12 protein-coding genes are annotated in these 15,867 nt (G+C 64.8%); 9 read left to right on the top strand and 3 right to left on the bottom strand.

Going from position 1 to position 15,867, the window contains the following annotated elements:
• Nucleotides 1-29 precede the first annotated feature (29 nt).
• The 5 genes from CDV46_RS27570 (at nt 30) to CDV46_RS09930 (ending at nt 5,811) form a co-directional block, all read left to right on the top strand.
• A complete protein-coding gene (locus tag CDV46_RS27570; RefSeq protein WP_087722455.1) occupies nt 30-755 on the top strand; it encodes an energy transducer TonB in 726 nt (241 codons plus the stop codon).
• A 35-nt stretch (nt 756-790) separates the two neighbouring features.
• Nucleotides 791-1,573, top strand: coding sequence for a MotA/TolQ/ExbB proton channel family protein (locus tag CDV46_RS09945; RefSeq protein WP_087691473.1), 783 nt, complete (start codon nt 791-793; stop codon nt 1,571-1,573).
• On the top strand, nt 1,574-1,990 hold the full coding sequence (locus CDV46_RS09940; RefSeq protein WP_087722454.1) for an ExbD/TolR family protein: 417 nt from the start codon (nt 1,574-1,576) through the stop codon (nt 1,988-1,990).
• 204 nt (nt 1,991-2,194) lie between these two features.
• On the top strand, nt 2,195-4,417 hold the full coding sequence (locus tag CDV46_RS09935; RefSeq protein ID WP_087691475.1) for a TonB-dependent siderophore receptor: 2,223 nt from the start codon (nt 2,195-2,197) through the stop codon (nt 4,415-4,417).
• 17 nt (nt 4,418-4,434) lie between these two features.
• Complete coding sequence (locus CDV46_RS09930) at nt 4,435-5,811, top strand: histidine-type phosphatase (protein WP_176399048.1); 1,377 nt, start codon at nt 4,435-4,437, stop codon at nt 5,809-5,811.
• Nucleotides 5,812-5,870: 59 nt separating this feature from the next.
• On the opposite strand, the gene CDV46_RS09925 is transcribed toward CDV46_RS09930, so the two are convergent.
• The gene (locus tag CDV46_RS09925; RefSeq protein ID WP_170936107.1) at nt 5,871-6,743 is read right to left on the bottom strand and encodes a LysR family transcriptional regulator; all 873 of its coding nucleotides are present in this window, start codon (nt 6,741-6,743) and stop codon (nt 5,871-5,873) included.
• A 305-nt stretch (nt 6,744-7,048) separates the two neighbouring features.
• Between CDV46_RS09925 and CDV46_RS09920 the strand changes: the two genes are divergently transcribed.
• The 3 genes from CDV46_RS09920 to CDV46_RS09910 are packed head-to-tail and all read left to right on the top strand — an operon-like array spanning nt 7,049 to nt 12,953.
• Nucleotides 7,049-8,323 (top strand): efflux RND transporter periplasmic adaptor subunit, encoded by a 1,275-nt coding sequence (locus CDV46_RS09920; RefSeq protein WP_176399047.1) that lies wholly within the window; start codon nt 7,049-7,051, stop codon nt 8,321-8,323.
• A gap of 2 nt (nt 8,324-8,325) precedes the next feature.
• Nucleotides 8,326-11,472 (top strand): multidrug efflux RND transporter permease subunit, encoded by a 3,147-nt coding sequence (locus CDV46_RS09915; protein ID WP_087691477.1) that lies wholly within the window; start codon nt 8,326-8,328, stop codon nt 11,470-11,472.
• Nucleotides 11,469-12,953: an efflux transporter outer membrane subunit gene (locus CDV46_RS09910; RefSeq protein ID WP_087722452.1), complete on the top strand. Its 1,485-nt coding sequence runs from the start codon at nt 11,469-11,471 to the stop codon at nt 12,951-12,953. Before CDV46_RS09915 ends, CDV46_RS09910 begins: the two co-directional genes overlap by 4 nt.
• A 94-nt stretch (nt 12,954-13,047) precedes the next feature.
• On the opposite strand, the gene CDV46_RS09905 is transcribed toward CDV46_RS09910, so the two are convergent.
• Nucleotides 13,048-13,644 carry a nitroreductase family protein gene (locus CDV46_RS09905; protein ID WP_058375681.1) on the bottom strand — a complete coding sequence of 199 codons (597 nt, stop codon included), beginning with the start codon at nt 13,642-13,644 and terminating at the stop codon, nt 13,048-13,050.
• Nucleotides 13,645-13,767: 123 nt separating this feature from the next.
• Between CDV46_RS09905 and CDV46_RS09900 the strand changes: the two genes are divergently transcribed.
• On the top strand, nt 13,768-14,709 hold the full coding sequence (locus CDV46_RS09900) for a LysR family transcriptional regulator (protein ID WP_087691479.1): 942 nt from the start codon (nt 13,768-13,770) through the stop codon (nt 14,707-14,709).
• Here CDV46_RS09900 and CDV46_RS09895 read toward each other — a convergent pair.
• Entirely contained in the window at nt 14,621-15,796 is a 1,176-nt protein-coding gene (locus CDV46_RS09895) for an MFS transporter (RefSeq protein ID WP_087722451.1), read from the bottom strand. The genes CDV46_RS09900 and CDV46_RS09895 overlap by 89 nt on opposite strands.
• Between the last annotated feature and the right edge of the window lie 71 nt (nt 15,797-15,867).

The following is a 15,867-nucleotide window of genomic DNA, read 5'->3' as shown; positions in this document are numbered from 1 at the left end:
CGTCTGCCTAGACGCACAAGGAGAGTTCGATGTCTGGAGCGAATGGCGTCATGCCGGCGCTGCAAGTCCCGGCGTTGCCCAGTTGGTTGGTGGCGCCGCGTGCTTCGCAAGCGCTGCGATTGGGTGGCGTGATCGCATTGCACGTTGCGGCCCTCATGCTGGCGCTGCAATGGCATAGCGAACCGACGGTGATCACGCCGCCTGCGCCCATTTACGCCACGCTCGTCCAAGACACCCCGGCACCCGCCGTCGCGCAGCCGCAGCTACAGCCACAGCCTCAACCCCAAAAGCCGGAACCGAAGCCACAAGTCACGCCGAAGGCAACGCCGCGCCCGGTCGCCCCGTCGCCGAAAAGCGAACCCGCGCCAAGTGCTCCGGCGACCGACCCGACACCGGCAGCCCCGGCAACGGCCGCGCCGAGCGCCGCAGCCGCACCGGCAGCAACGCCGTCACCCGTGGTCCCGGCGACACCGCGGACCATCACGCACGGCGTGCAGTACCTGCGCGCCCCGGTGCTCACCTATCCGGAGTCGTCGCGCCGCATGGGCGAGGAGGGTGTCGTGACGGTGCGCGTACTCGTGGGTGCCGACGGACTGCCGCGCGAAATTACGGTGCGCCAGTCGTCCGGCTCTGCCGCACTCGATGCCGCCGGCATTCGCGCCGTGCAGCATGCCGTGTTCAAACCCTATACCGAGGACGGCAAGCCGCAAGCCGTCTATGTGATCGTGCCGCTGCGTTTTTCGCTCGACACCTGACCTCACCTGACCCGCCTATTTCTACCGAGGCTTTTATGGCAACTCCTCAATTCGGATTCGAAACACTGTGGGCGCAAGCCGACGGCGTGATCAAGGGCGTCGCCCTTCTGTTGTTCGTGATGTCGGTGGCGTCGTGGTACGTCATCGTGACGAAGGCGTTCGCCAACTGGCGCTTGCGCCGCATGGCCGATCAGGCGACCGGCGCGTTCTGGAAGGCGGGCTCGCTGCGCGACGGTGTCGCCACGCTCGACGGCGACGCGCGCGGCAACCCGTTTGTCGAACTCGCGCACACGAGTCTGGACGCCACGCTGCAACATCATCAAGCCACCGCCGCCGGACGCACGCCGCCGGTACTGTCCGACTGGTTGACTCGTGCGCTGCGCGAGCGCATTGCGCGCCGTCAGGTGCGCATGCAAAGCGGTATGCCGGTGTTGGCTACCGTTGGTTCCAGCGCACCGTTCATCGGTCTGTTCGGCACCGTGTGGGGGATTTATCACGCGCTGATGACCATCGGTGCATCGGGGCAGGCCAGCATCGGAGAAGTGGCGGGCCCGGTCGGCGAAACGCTCGTGATGACCGCGCTCGGTCTGGCTGTCGCGATTCCCGCCTCGCTGGCTTACAACGCCTTGCTGCGCGCCAACAAGACGTCGGTGGCCGCGTTGTCCGCGTTCATCTACGAACTGCACGACATGATTGTCGTCGGACAGCGTTTGCCGGAAGGCGGTGAACGTATCGACGCCGGTGCCGACGCCGAGGTGAAGGCGCTCGTGACGGCCAAGGAATCGCGCCGCCGTGAAGCCATGCCGGAGGCTGCGTAAATGGCCGGTGCCGTGCATAACGACGTCGAAGACGACTTCAACCCCGAGATCAACACCACGCCGCTGGTGGACGTGATGCTGGTGCTGCTCGTGATCTTCATCATCACGATGCCCGCCCTGCAACACGCCGTGAAGATCGATTTGCCGCGTGCGGCGTCGGCACCCGCCGAAGTCAAACCGGAAACGATCGACGTGGCGATCGATGCCGCGGGCGTCATTCACTGGAACGACCGTGTCGTCGACCTCGACGGCATGCGTGCCTTGATTACCGACGCCGCCCGTGCGCAGCCGCAACCCGAACTGCATCTGCGCGCCGACCGCAAGACGGCTTACGAGGACGTCATGCAGGTGATGTCGGCGGCGCAGTCCGGCGGCCTCGCCAAGATCGGTTTCGTCAGCGAGGCGGCGAAACGCTGAAGGCCCAACGGCCGGAATCCAGATCTCGCGTCTTCGTGCGCGGCTTCGCAAAGACTCACCGAGTTCCATCCATTTCGATAAGGCACACCGGCCGCTGCTGCGGCACCGGTGGGGGCGTTTGCGCGCCCGCATCGGTGCCAACGGCAACACCAACGTAGCCGGTTGCCAGATAACCACAACCCTTCGCACACCACTTCGATCACCATGCGCCACGATCTATCGCAACGCCTGACGCATCGCAAGACTGCACCCGCGACCGCATTTGCCGCTTCACACGTGTCTCCCCATACTTCGACGCTGTACGCGCGCCTCGTCGCGGCTGGACTCTGTCTGGCAGGCTTGCTGCCGCTTGCCGCGCAAGCGCAGGCAAAGGCAGACGCCGCCGCCACAACCGTAGTGGCAGCGGCCGGCAGTGAAGCCACGCTGCCGGAAGTGAATGTCTCCGCCGCCCAGATCACGTCGCCCACGAGCCTCAAGCGCAGCGCCAGCGCCGGTGCACTCGGCGATCACCCGGAAATCGAAACGCCGTTCTCGATCAAATCGGTGTCCGGCGAAGAGATCGAAGACCGTCAGGCCAACATCCTCTCGGAAGCGGTCAAGTACGACGCATCGGTCACGTCGATCAGCACGAGCTACAGCACGCACCCGGCCACGCTCGCCGTGCGTGGCCTGCCGCTCGACGACCTCAACGGCTACAAGATCGACGGTCTGGCGAGCGTGAACCGTGGCGTGGAAATGCCGCTGGAAATGTTCGACCGCATCGAAGTGCTGAAGGGCCTGACCGGCTTCATGTACGGCTTTGGCAGCCCCGGCGGTATCGTCAACTACGTGACCAAGCGGGCGACCGAACAATTCACGCTGAGCTATGACCAGGGCTGGTCGGAAGACGGCGTGTGGAAGGAGCACCTCGACACGGGCGGGCGCTTCGGCAAGGACGACCGCTTCGGTTTCCGCTTCAACGCGGTGCACGAGGAAGGCAACGCGGCCGCCGACAGCGCCAAGATCAATCGCACGTCGGTGGGCCTCGGCCTCGACGCGCGCCTGACCAATGACCTGACCGTCACGCTCGACACGATGTGGCAAGAGCGCCGCACGTCCGGTGGCGTCGACATCATCACCAGCCCGAAGTACTCGGTGCCCGATCCGATTTCGGGCCGCTCGAAGCTGTATAGCAACGGCTCCTACACCGACGTGACCTACAAGATGGCCACGCTCGGCGTGCAGTACAAGATCGCGCCGGAATGGGTCGCCAAGGTGGCTTATCGCTACTCGGATTCGGTGCGCCAGTACAAGAAGGACCAGTACTACATTTCGAGCAACAAGGGCGACTACTCGGACCGCATCAGCGCTGAGTACCACAGCTACGAGTTCGATGAAGTGCAGGCAACGGTCGAGGGTAAGTTCAAGACCGGGCCGCTCACGCACGAAATCGTCCTCGGTGCGAGCAACCTGGTGCTGCTGTCGAACAAGTCGGTCAATACGCCGAAGGTGGTGGTCGGTAACGGCAACCTGTACTCGCCGACGATCTACTCGGCCAACAACGTGAACTTCAGCGGCGGCACGTACGGTGACGACAAGCTGACGCAACGCGCGATCTTCGCGAGCGACCGTATCTCGTACGGCTCGTGGTCGTTGCTCGCCGGTGTGCGTTACCAGACGTACGACGAAATCGCGCATGCGTCGGCAACGGCAGCGGCCACCACGTACCACGCCTCGCCGGTCACGCCGACCGTGGCGTTGATGTACACGCCGCGCAGCGATCTCACGTTCTACACCAGCTATGTCGAATCGCTGGAGCAGGGCGGCACCGCCGACAGCACGACGAAAAACGCCAACCAGCAGATGGCCCCGATCAAGAGCCATCAGTACGAAGTGGGCGTGAAGACGGATCAGGGGCGCTGGCGTGCGACGGCGGCACTGTTCCGTGTGGAGCGCGGGGCGGAGTACGTCAACAGCGCGAACTACTTCGTGCAGGACGGCAAGGTGCGCTATCAGGGTGTTGAACTGGGTGGCTCGGTCGACGTGCTGCGCAGTCTGACGCTCGATGCCAGCGTGATGGGGCTGAATTCGGAATACGTCAACGCGGCCGCCGGCGTGAACGGCAAGCGTGCCGTCGGTGCGCCGAACTGGCAGGCCGCTTTCCAGGCAACGTGGCGCGTGCCGGCCGTGCAAGGTCTGTACTTCCAGTTTGGCGTGCGCTACCTCGGCGGCATGGCGATCGACTCGGGCAACGTGAATTACATCAACCCGTCGGCATTGCTCGACGCCGGTGTGGGTTACCGCACGCGCATGTATGGCAAGCTCGTGACCCTGCGTGCCAACGTGACGAACCTGACCGATCGCCGCTACTGGTCGTACTACCAGGAGAACTACCTCCAGGTGGGGGCACCGCGTACGCTCAGCCTGAACGCGCGTATCGACTTCTGATGGGGAGACAGAAATCCATGCAACGACATTGCCGGAATAGCGGCGGAATGTGGGCGGCGCTGGCGGTGGTCATCGCCAGCGGCCTGACGACGGCGCTGGTGTCGCCGGCTGCGATGGCTGCGGAGGCATCCGCCGCAGATTCGGCGGCGAAGGCATGGGCGCCTTCGGGGATGCGTCTGGAGCGCGCCGTGATCGTGATGCGTCATGGCGTGCGCGCAGCAACCGACACGCCCAAGATGGACGCGGCGTCTGCGCAACCGTGGCCCGCCTTCGAAGTCGCCGATGGGCAACTGACGCCGCATGGCTACAAGGCGGTGACGTTGCTTGGCGCGTGGGAACGTCAGACGCTCAATCGCGCCGGGCTGCTCGGCAAGGCGGCCTGCGCGGGGGCGGCGGACACGTTCGTCTGGACGAGCCCGTCGCCACGAACGCAGGCGACGGCCAAGGCGATGCTTGACGGCATGTTCCCGGGCTGCGGTGTACCGGTGCGGCACACCACCAACGCGTTGGACACGCTGTTCCATGGCGCAGAGATCGGCCTCGGCACCCCGGATCCGAAGCAGGCGAACGAGGCCATTCTGCAAGCCATGGGCGGCTCTCCCGAGCTGGCGCGCAAGAAGTATGAGGCGGAAGTCGCAGCGATGGTCGCGGCGGTCGGTGTACCGGCGGACTGCGCCGCGAAACGGGGTGCGGATGCCTGCGGTCTGTATGCGAAGGCGTGGGGCGTGAAGGACAGCGGCAAGATCGGACTGACCGGGCCGGTGTCGGTCGGCGCGAGCATGAGCGAGACCATCCGCATGCAATACGCCGATGGCTGGCCGCTCGAGCGCATCGCCTTTGGGCATGTGAAGGGCGAAGACGATGTCATCCGTCTGATGGGCCTGCGCAGCGCCAAGTACGACCTCGTCAACCACACGCCTTATCTGGCGCGACGCGGTGCCTCGCAGTTGCTGAGTCAGGTGGCCATGGCCATCGAATCGGGCCCGGGCGTGGCGAAGGCCAAACCGGTGAAGGGCGGGCCGCCGCCCGCGCGCCTGACGCTGTTCGTGGCGCATGACACCAACATCTCGCAAGTGCGCGCGATGCTCGGTTTCGACTGGAAGCTGGGGGCGTATCGCGAGAACGATGTGGTGCCGGGCGGCATGCTGATGTTCGAGCGATTCGTGCGTCAGCGCGACGGCAAGCGTTTCGTGCGCGTGTCGTATGTTGCGCAGAGCCTCGACCAGACGCGCAATCTCGTGCCGCTTGACGAGGCGCATCCGCCGTTGCGCGCCGTCTATCGACCGAAGTCCGCCGGCAACGATTGGCTGACGTTGGCGCAGTTCGAATCGCTGACCGATGGCGTCATCGATCGGGAGGCTATCGCGCCGGAAGCTTACGTCGAGACGAAGTAAGCGGGTAAATTTGTAAGCCTCAATGCAATGGGCGGCGCTTTGTGCGTCGCCCATTGTTTTTATGGTGTGGCCGCGCTGCCACGCAGTAATTCCCCAAATCGACCTTCGCACCAGCGCATCACGTCGTTGGGTTCTCTCCCAAAACGCCACAGCATACGCACGGGCAGTTGCGGTAATCCCAAGTCGTCGCAGCGCAATTCGTGCAGGTCTTCGTACTGGGCGATGTCGATGGGCAGCACGGCCCAGCCGAGCTTGTCGACCACCATGCTGGCGATCACGTACGAGCTATCCGCCCGCCAGATCGACGGGCTCAACTGCAACGGCGTGAAGTCGCCCATCTGCAACAGAATCTGCCGGTATTTCGCCAGATCGCCACGCGTCACGTGATCGCGGAAGGCCAGCGGGTGGTCGCCAGCCACGAAGACGCCCTGCACGGCGGAGCCCACGTACTTGTGCCCGAGCGCCGATGAAATTGCACCACGGTCGACGTGAAAGCCAATATCTGCGCGCTGTTTCTCCACGTACTCGGCCACTTCCGTCGACGTGCCGTTAAGCAGCGTCAGCTCCAGATAGGCAAACTGGTGCGCGAGATCGCGAACCAGTTCGCTCACGGCCTGATAGGGCAACGCTTCGTCGATGGCGAGCGAGAGCTGCGGCTGCTCCCCGTACGCCAGCGCATTTGCCCGGTGATTCAGCCCTTCGGCCTGACGCAACAACTCTTTGGCTTCAAGCAACATGACGTCGCCCTGATCGGTCAGACGGGCATTGCGCCGGCTGCGGTCGAACAGCTCGAACCCCAAATCGGCTTCGAGCAAGGCAATGGCCGTGCTGACCGCCGATTGAGCTTTGCCCAGACGACGCGCGGCAGCCGATATCGAACCTTCTTCGGCCGCCGCCACAAAATAGCGCAATTGTTCAATTGTCCAGTTCATCCATCCATTCTATAGATAGGTTCCAACTTTTTCTAACATCGTTTTCAGGTCAGAATCGCGGTTCTCCTAGTGAAACGCCGAATTGAAACGCCGAAACAGGCGAGGCGGCAGACGACCGGATCTCCCGGTCCGGTGGTCTCAGGTTCAGACCCCTTCGCGCAACGCGCACCTGCCACCCACGGCGACCCATGAAAGAGACGCAGGTGCCCGGTTCCCCATCGCCGGCCCTGCCACCGGGTCGATGCAGCGCTCCCAACGCCGTGTCGACACCCCCCCGACCGGATGTCGTAAATCCAAGTTTCTACATGTCATCGAAAATCGAATACCGAACCCGCTTCGGAATGCTAACGGGCGCGCTCGCGGGCCTGCTCCTGCTCGCTGCCTGCACGGATCGCGGCAAAGAAGACAAAGCCGACGCTACGCCGGAGGCCGTCGTGCGCACGGTCGAACGTCGTGCCGAGCCACTCACGACCCAGCAGCCGGGACGCCTTGAGGCTTACCGCAGCGCCGACGTGCGCGCGCGCGCTGGCGGCGTGGTCATCGAGCGTCGCTATCAGGAAGGCCAGAAGGTCGCGCGCGGCGACGTGCTGTTCCGCATCGACCCGCAGCCGCTCTCGGCGGCGCTCGATGCCGCACGTGGTGCGCTCGCCAAGGCACAGGCCGAACATGACTCCGCCAAGGACAAGATCGAGCGCTATCGCGGTCTGCTCGAAGAGCGTGCCATCAGCGCCCGCGAAGACGCCGAATCACGTGCTGCGGAAGCCCGCACGCGTGCCGACGTGCTGGCCGCGCGCGCCGAAGTTCGTCGCGCCGAGTTGAATCTTGGTTACACGAGCGTCGTCTCGCCCATCGCGGGCCGCGTGCGTCGTGCCGAGGTGACGGAAGGCGCGTTGGTCGGTCTCGATTCGCCGACGTTGCTCACGCGCGTCGAGCAGATCGATCCGATCTACGTGAACTTCTCGCAACCGGCCGCCGAGGTGTACGCCATGACGCGCGATCTGCGCGCCGGCAAGTTGCAGAACGGCAACGAAGCGGCCGCGCCGAAGGTGCATGTCACGCTGCCCGACGGCCGCGAATACGACCTGCCGGGCAAGCTGCTCTTTACCGATCTCGCAGTCGACCCGGGCACCGACACCATCGCCATGCGCGCACTGCTGCCGAACCCGGACGGCGTGCTGCTGCCCGGCGCTTTCGTACAGGTGCGCATGCAGGGGGCGGTCAATCCGAACATCGTGCGGGTGCCGCGCGAGTCGCTGCTTCGTACGGGAAATGGCGCGGTTGTCCGCGTGGTCGATGCGCAAGGCAAGGTGCACGACACCAAGGTGCGCGCCGAAGCGATCGAGGGTCGCGACTGGCTCGTGACGGATGGCCTCAAGGGCGGCGAGCAGGTGATCGTGCACAACGTGGCGCAGTTCGCCGACGGCATGCAGGTCAAGGTGAAGGCAGACGGCGAGCCGAAGGTTGCCGCCAAGCCGGCCAGCGCTGCGGCAGCTGCTACCCGCGATACCTCCGAAGCCCAAGCCAAACTTGAAGCCGATCCGGCGCGTGCCGGACCGGCCTCCAAAGCGGAGACGCTCTAACAATGGCTCGTTTCTTTATCGATCGCCCGGTATTCGCTTGGGTGATCGCGTTAATCATCACGCTGGTCGGTCTGTTGTCGATCCGGTCGCTGCCGGTCGCGCAGTACCCCGACATCGCGCCGCCTGTCGTCAGCATCTGGAGCAGCTATCCGGGCGCGTCGGCCAAAGTGGTCGAAGATTCGGTGACTGCCGTGATCGAGCGCCAGATGAATGGCGCGCCGGGGCTGATGTACATGTCGGCATCGAGCGGCAACGGCGAATCGTCGATCAGCCTGTCGTTCCGTCAGGGCACCAGTCTCGATCTGGCCGCTGTCGAAGTGCAGAACCGACTGAAGACCATCGAATCGCGTCTGCCCGAAGTCGTGCGTCGCTACGGCGTGAAAGTCGAACGCGCGGCCGACAATGTGCAGATGGTGGTCACGCTCTCGTCGAGCAATCCGTCGGTCGATGAGTTCGATCTCGGCGAGATTGCTGCGGCGCAGGTCATGAACCAGCTCAAGCGCGTGCCCGGTGTCGGGCAGGTGCAGTTCTGGGGCACGGAGAAGGCCATTCGTATCTGGCCCGATCCGTCCAAGCTGGTGGCGCTTGATCTCACCGCCTCCGACATCGTCTCGCGAGTACGTGCTTACAACGCGCGTGTGACCATCGGCGATCTCGGTGCCGGGGCAACGCCCACGGCAGCCCCCATCAACGCCAACATCGTCTCCGACAGCGCGCTGTCGACACCGGAGGAGTTCGCCAATATTCCGTTGCGCGTGCGCGCCGACGGTTCGGCGATCCGGCTGGGCGATGTGGCGCGCGTGGAGCTGGGTGCGTCGGATTACAACTACTCGTCGCGCGTCGACGGTCTGCCGGCCACGGCCATGGGCATCAAGCTCGCCGCCGGGTCGAATGCCATCGAAGTGATGAAGGCCGTGCGTGCCGTCATGGACGAGCAGGCGAGCCTGTTCCCGGCCGGGGTGTCGTATCAGATCCCGTACGAAACCGCGTCGTTCGTGAAGGTGTCGATCCAGAAAGTCTTCAAGACCTTGCTCGAAGCCGTGGTGCTCGTGTTTCTGGTGATGTACCTGTTCATGCAGAACCTGCGGGCCACGCTGATCCCGACACTCGTCGTGCCGGTCGCGTTGCTTGGCACCTGCGGCGTGCTGCTCGGACTGGGCTATTCGATCAACACGCTCACGATGTTCGGGATGGTGCTGGCCATCGGCATTCTGGTGGACGATGCCATCGTTGTGGTCGAGAACACCGAACGGATCATGGTCGAGGAAGGGCTGCCGCCTTATGCCGCGACGGTCAAGGCCATGCGGCAGATCAGCGGCGCCATCGTGGGTATTACGGTCGTGCTGGTGACGGTGTTCGTGCCAATGGCATTCTTCTCGGGCGCCGTGGGCAACATCTATCGCCAGTTCGCGGTCACGCTGGCGGTGTCGATCACCTTCTCGGCGTTCCTCGCCCTCTCATTGACGCCCGCGTTGTGCGCCACGTTGTTGCGCCCGATCTCGGCCGATCACCACGAGAAACGAGGTTTCTTCGGCTGGTTCAACCGTACGTTTGCGTTGGGCACGGAGCGCTACACGCGAACGGTCAGCAATACGCTGCGTCGTCCGTGGCGTGCCATTGTGGTCTACGCGGCGGTGTTGATTGCCGTGCCGCTGGCGTTCATGCGCTTGCCGTCGGCCTTCATCCCGGAGGAAGACACCGGCAGCTTCATGGTGATGGCCTCGGAGCCGCAAGGCGCGACGCTGCCCGAAGCGATGACGGCTCTCACGCGTATCGAGTCCTATCTGATGAAGGACGAGCCGGTCAAACACGTCTTCGTGCTGGGCGGCTGGAACGAGTTCGGTGCCGGGCCGGGCGGCGGCATGTTGTTCGTCACGCTGAAAGACTGGCACGAGCGCACATCGAAGCACGACGGCGTGAATGCCATCGTCGATCGCGTGAATGCGAAGTTCGGCGGTCAGCCGGACCGCATGGTGCTGGCGATGAACAGCCCGGCGTTGCCGGAACTGGGTTCGTCGAACGGCTTCAGCCTGCGCTTGCAGGACCGTGCCGGGGTGGGCAACGAAACGCTCATCGCCGCCCGCGATCAACTGCTCAAACGCGCGGTCGACGACCCGGTGCTCAAGAACGTGATCTTCGCCGGTCAGGGCGACGTGCCCCAGATCGACGTCACGCTCGACCGTCGCAAGATGGAAGCGCTCAAGGTGAGCATGGACGAGGTGAACACCACGCTCGCGACGATGTTCGGTTCCGACTACGTGGGCGACTTCATGCTCGGCGCGGAGAACCGACGTGTGATCGTTCAGGCCGATGGCCGTCAGCGCGTGTCGCCGGAGAACGTCGGCAATCTGCGCGTGCGCAATGCCAGCGGCGAGATGGTGCCGCTGTCGTCCTTCGTGTCGCTCAAGTGGAAGCTCGGTGCGCCGCAGTTCAAGCGTTACAACGGCTATCCGTCGTTCACGCTGCAAGGGGAATCGGCACCGGGCAAGAGCAGTGGCGAAGCCATGGCGCGCATGGAGCAATTGATGGCCGACATGCCGAAGGGCATCGGCTACGAGTGGAGCGGCCAGTCGCGTGAGGAGCGTATTTCCGGCGCGCAGGCACCGATGCTGTTCGCGTTGTCGATCCTGGTGGTGTTTCTCGCACTCGCCGCGCTCTATGAAAGCTGGGCCATTCCGGCGTCCGTCATCATGGTGGTGCCGCTGGGGGTGATCGGTGCGTTGAGCGCAGTAAGCCTGCTTGGCATGCCGAACGATATTTACTTCAAGGTCGGTTTGATTGCGACCATCGGTCTGTCGGCGAAGAACGCGATTCTGATCGTGGAAGTGGCAAACGATCTGGTCAAGCACGGCATGAGCTGGATCGATGCGGCGGTGGAAGCCGCGCGTCTGCGCCTGCGCCCGATCGTGATGACGTCGCTTGCCTTCGGCTTCGGCGTGGTGCCGCTGGCGATCGCAACGGGCCCCGCGTCCGGCGCGCAGCGCGCGATCGGTGTCGCGGTGCTGGGCGGGATCGTGACGGCCACGGTGCTGGCGATCTTCCTCGTGCCGTTGTTTTTCCTGTGGGTCGGGCGCTTCGTGCGCCGGCCGAATCCGAATCAGGCGGACGCTGCGGTTGATGTGAAGCCGGCCGCCGAGGGGAATGTATGACGAAGTTTCGACCCCGCAATCGCGGGATGACCGTGGGCCGCATCGCTAGTCTGGCGCTGTTCGCCTTGCTGGCCGGTTGCACACTGGCGCCGACGTACGAGCGTCCGGCGGCACCGATGCCGACGACTTATGAAGCTTCGCCGGACGGCTCGGTGCCGGCTTCGGCGTCGCTCAGTTCGATGACGGCACTCACTGCCGCCCCGACGGCCGATGCCGATTGGGCGGAGGTGTTCACCGACCCGGGCCTGCAAGCGTTGATCCGCAAGGCACTGGTGCAGAATCGCGACCTGCGGCTGGCCTCGCTGCGTGTGCAGGAAGCGCGCGCGCTGTACGGCATCGAAGCCGCGAACCTGCTGCCGAGCGTGCAGGCAGGCGGTGCCTTCGGCCGCCAGCGGTATGCCGGGACGTCGGACGGCAACGGCGGCACGACGGGCAATTACGTCGCCAACGACTTGCGTGCGACGGTGGGCGTGAGCGCATTCGAACTCGACTTCTTCGGTCGTGTGCGCAGCCTGCGCGACGCGGCGCTTCAGGAATATCTCGCCAGCGAGGAAGCGCAGCGCGCGGCGCAGGTGAGTCTGGTCGCCGAGGTCGCCACGTCGTACATCGGTCTGGTCGCGCTCAGCGAGCAGATTTCCTATGCCCGCGACGTATTGGCGGCACGCGAGGAAGGCATTCGCGTCATCCGTCTGCGGGCCGAACGAGGTCTGGTCGACGATCTCGATCTGAACACCGAGACGACGCAGGTCGAAGTCGCGCGTGCAGCGCTTGCCGAACGGGAGCGCCAACGCAGTCAGGTCGTGCACGCGTTGCAGGTGCTCACGGGCGACGTCGGCACCCGGCCGGTGGCCGCTGCCACGCTTGACGACGCGTTCGTCGTGCCGGTGGCGGCAGGGTTGCCGTCGTCGCTGCTGATGCGCCGTCCGGACATTCGCCGCGCCGAAGCGCAGTTGCGTGCGACCAATGCCAATATCGGGGCAGCGCGCGCAGCGTTCTTTCCGTCGATCAAGCTCACCACGGAGATCGGCACGGCCAGCACGCGCTTTGCCGATCTGTTCGGTGCAGGCTCAGGCGTTTGGTCGTTCCTGCCGCAGATCACCGTGCCGATTTTCGACGGTGGCCGCAATATTCAGGGCCTGAACCTTGCCGAAGTGCGCAAGGAAATGGCCGTGCTCACGTACGAGCAGACCATCCAGACGGCGTTTTCCGAAGTGGACGATGCGCTGACGGCACAGACGCAACTGGCGCGTCAGTTTCAGGCGCAGAAGCGCGTGTCGGATGGCGAGCGCGAGCGGCTGCGGCTGGCCAAGCGCCGTTATGTCAACGGCGTAGCGAGCTACCTCGAACTGCTCGACGCGCAGCGCAGCGAGTTTCAGGCGGCGCAGCAGTTGATCGACGTGAAGCAGCGCGTGCTCGTCAATCACGTGGCGTTGTATCGCGCGTTGGGCGGTGGCTGGGAGCCGCAGCCGTCAGCGTCGTGATCTGCTGATCGACGCTCAAGCAGTCGCTGTCAAAGAAAAACCCCGCCGGTTCGAAAGACCCGGCGGGGTTTTTTTTTACATCAGGCGATGCGCTTTAGAACGCGAAGCGGCCTTCGGCAGCAATCTTTGCGAGCGGCTCACGCGGGCTCGGCACTTCACGCGAACGCAGGCCTTCCGGCAGCGTGGCGGGGTCGCCCGGGCGGCCGATAGCGACGGCGGCTTCGATCGTGTACTTCGACGACAGGTCGAGCTCGTTGCGGATCTTGTCGTGCTCGATGCCGGCCATGGCGTGCGTTGCCCAGCCCGAAAGCGAGGCTTGCAGGGCGAGGTAACCCCACGCGGCGCCCGTGTCGAGCGCGTGCGTCGGTGCCGGCACTTCCTGCTGCGAGCCCGGGGGCGTCAGCGTCGACTTCGAGATCACGATGACGATGGCGGCCGCGTGCTTGGCCCAGCTTTGGTTGAATTCGTTGAGAAAGCCGACGAACTGTTCCCAGTGCGGCGTGCCGCGACGGGCATACACAAAGCGCCACGGTTGCGCGTTGTAGGCCGACGGCGCCCAGCGGGCGGCTTCGAAGAACGTGTTCAGGGTGGCTTCCGGCAGCGTTTCGTCGGTGAACGCGCGCGGCGACCAGCGGGCCACGAATTGCGGGTCGATCGGATGGTCGGCTTGGCGGGGCGTCGTGTCGGTCATACGGAGAGTCTCGTAGGCAAAGAGAAGTCGAAGGATGAAGCTGGACTATCGGGGCGCTAGGATACCAAGCCGGCGCGCCGATCCCAACCAATATCGGGGCGCGTGCATATATCATGACGCTCCATGAACACCCTCAAGAACATGCGGATCTTCGTGCGCGTGGCCGATGCGGCAAGCTTTGCCGGTGCGGCGCGTGCGCTCGACATGACCACGCCACAAGCCTCGAAAGCGGTCTCGGAACTCGAAGCGCATCTGCGCACCCGCCTGCTCCATCGCACGACGCGAAAGCTGGCGCTGACCGACGCCGGTCATCGCTATCTCGCGCGTTGCCGCGAGATTCTCTCGATGGTCGAAGACTCCGAGGCGGAGGCCGGTGCCGCAAGCGCTGCGCCGAGCGGCACGCTGCGTCTGCACGCGCCTGCCAGCTTCGGGCAGGTATTCGTCATCCCCGCACTGGCGCGATTTCTTGAGCAACACCCCGACGTACAGGCCGATCTCATTCTGTCGTCACGGGTGCCTGACCTGCTCGAACAGAACATCGACGTGTCGCTGCGGCTGGCGACGGCGCAGTTGCCCGACTCTGGCCTCGTCTCGACGCGTATCTGCCGCATGGCTTCGGTGTTGTGCGCTGCGCCGCTCTATCTGGAAATGCACGGTGCCCCCGGCTCACTGGACGAACTGGCACAGCACACGCAAGTGCGGCTTATCGCGCCGCACTATTCCGTCGATCACTGGCATTTCGAAGGGCCCGACGGGCGCGTGAAGATCCCCGTGCCCGCAGGGCGTCTGCGCGTGAATACGGCCGACTCGCTGGCGGCCGCGCTGATCAGCGGTTGCGGCGTGGGCCCGGTGCCGTTGCTCTCGGCGTTGCCCGCCTTGCGCAGCGGCGCGTTGGTGCGGGTGCTGCCCGACTATGAATTGCAGGGCACCAACGTGTACGCCGTCTATGCCTCTCGGTTGTATCTCGACGCGAAGGTCAAATCGTGGATTGAGTTTCTGCGGGTGTTTGTGGAGCAGGCGCTCGCCGCACCTGACGCAGCAACGCTACTGCCGCGCACGCGATAAGCAGGCCGATGCCGAGCGATACCCAGAGAATGGCGAGATCGCCCCAGTGCTCTCGCGCCAGTGCATAGCCCCAAGGGGCAATGGCCGAGAAGGCAAACGCGGGCGTCAGCAACGTGCCTAGCGCACGGGCATAGGCACCGGGTGCAAAGAGTTCCAGCGGCAGGCTGGCGCGCAGCAGCGTGGCCAGCCCGTTGAGTGCGCCGTAAGTGAAGATGAACACGGCCGCCACCACCAGCGACGACATGCCCGCCAGTCCCAGCGCGAAGCACAACGGCAGGCCGCAGCCGACGATCACGTTGAGCCTCACCGCACTGGTCTGACGCGGTTGCAGCCACTCCAGCATGCGCGCACACACTTGCCCCAGCCCCCATAGCGCGGCGAGACCGACCGGCAGTCCTTGTGCGCCGAGCAACGCGGTCAGATGGGCGGCGAGTCCCGACGACAGGATCGACACCAGCGCCATGACGCTGCCGTAAAGCAGGGCGGGGTGCCACGGCAAGGCCGTCGATGCCCTGTGTGTCTCACCTGCCGTCGCTGCACGCGGTGGCGTCGGCGGCAGGCTGCACAGCAACCCCCACGCGATCAAACCGAACCCGCCGTACACCCACACCCCCGCGCGCCATCCCCATGCATCACCGAGCCAATTGCCCAACGGCCAGAACACGGTCGTGGCGAGCCCGCCCATCAACGTGATCTGTGTCATCGGCCGGCGTGCGGCAGCGCCATAAAGCGCGGCGAGCGTCGCGAAAGCGGCATCGTAGAGCGACAACCGCATGCCGACGCCAAGCAGGCACCACGCGCCATAGAACTGCACCAGCGTCGTGCTGGTGGCGAGCACCGCGCAGCCTGTCGAACAGATGAGTGTGCCGGCGCACATCACGCGCCGGCCACCGAAGCGTTCAAGCCAGCGGCCCGAATACGGCGAGACGGCGGCCATGACCAGCATGGCGAGCGACGGGCCGGCAAACACGACGGTCTGCGCCCAGCCGGTCGACTGCACGATGCGCCAGGCAAAGGCGCCGGGCAGATAGAAGCTCACGCCCCAGTTGATCAGTTGCGCAAGACCTAGCGTGACGACGGTGGGCATGGTGATGTAGGGCGCATGCCGGGACGGGCAGCAACGAATGGCTGGGGGAGGCTGCCATGGTGCGCGCAACC

This window comes from Pandoraea sp. PE-S2T-3, assembly GCF_002179965.1.
Classification (GTDB): Bacteria; Pseudomonadota; Gammaproteobacteria; order Burkholderiales; family Burkholderiaceae; genus Pandoraea.
Note: the sequence above shows the minus strand (reverse complement) of the source record. Positions and strands in the feature narration are given on the sequence as shown.